The following is a 1228-nucleotide window of genomic DNA, read 5'->3' as shown; positions in this document are numbered from 1 at the left end:
ACCGGTATAGCCGGTCAACAATTTGCTTGAATCTGAAGCATAGTACATGGTCACGCTGACTGTTGAGGCCGCAACCCCATCAGAGTCAATCGTTGCCGGATCGGCCACAATCGTCGATTTAGACTGATCAAACTCAGCTCCAATCGTATAAGTCACTGTGGCACTTTTGGTGCTGGTGGTGCTGCTGGTTTTAAACACAAACTCATCACTGCCGCGCGTTGCCGATTTCACGCTAAAGCTGTACACCCCATCAGTTTCACCAATGTAAGTCACCGTACCTAAAATTGCCGTGCCATCTTTACGCGCCAACTCTAAACCGGTATAGCCGGTCAACAATTTGCTTGAATCCGAGGCATAGTACATGGTCACGCTGACCGTTGAGGTCGCAACCCCATCCGCATCAATGCTACCAGGATTAGCCACAATTGTTGATTTCGTTTGGTCAAACACACTACCTGCAGCGTAGGTCACCGTGGCACTTTTGGTGCTGGTGGTGCTGCTGGTTTTAAACACAAACTCATCACTGCCACGCGTTGCTGATTTCACGCTAAAGCTGTATACCCCATCAGTTTCACCAATGTAAGTCACCGTACCTAAAATTGCCGTGCCATCTTTACGCGCCAGCTCTAAACCGGTATAGCCGGTCAACAATTTGCTTGAATCCGAGGCGTAGTACATGGTCACGCTGACCGTTGAGGTAGTCACACCGTCTGCATCAATTGTCGTCGGTTCAGCCACAATTGTTGATTTGGTTTGGTCAAACACACTACCTGCAGCGTAAGTCACCGTGGCACTTTTGGTGCTGGTGCTGGTGCTGGTTTTAAACACAAACTCATCACTGCCGCGCGTTGCCGATTTCACGCTAAAGCTGTATACCCCATCAGTTTCACCAATGTAAGTCACCGTACCAACAATCGCGCCGCCATCTTTACGCGCCAACTCTAAACCGGTATAGCCGGTCAACAATTTGCTTGAATCTGAGGCGTAGTACATGGTCACGCTGACTGTTGAGGTAGTCACACCGTCTGCATCAATTGTCGTCGGTTCAGCCACAATTGTTGATTTGGTTTGGTCAAACACACTACCTGCAGCGTAAGTCACCGTGGCACTTTTGGTGCTGGTGGTGCTGCTGGTTTTAAACACAAACTCATCACTGCCGCGCGTTGCCGATTTCACGCTAAAGCTGTATACCCCATCAGTTTCACCAATGTAAGTCACCGTACCTAAA

At 49.2% G+C, this 1228-nt stretch carries 1 protein-coding gene; it reads right to left on the bottom strand.

The window, feature by feature from the left end; translation table 11 throughout:
- Positions 1–1228, bottom strand: a 1228-nt coding sequence (locus ABEA36_RS12245) for an invasin domain 3-containing protein (RefSeq protein WP_345492598.1), incomplete at both ends; no start/stop codon positions are given.

This window comes from Orbus sasakiae, from assembly GCF_039542345.1.
Taxonomy (GTDB): domain Bacteria; phylum Pseudomonadota; class Gammaproteobacteria; order Enterobacterales; family Orbaceae; genus Orbus; species Orbus sasakiae.
Note: the sequence above shows the minus strand (reverse complement) of the source record. Positions and strands in the feature narration are given on the sequence as shown.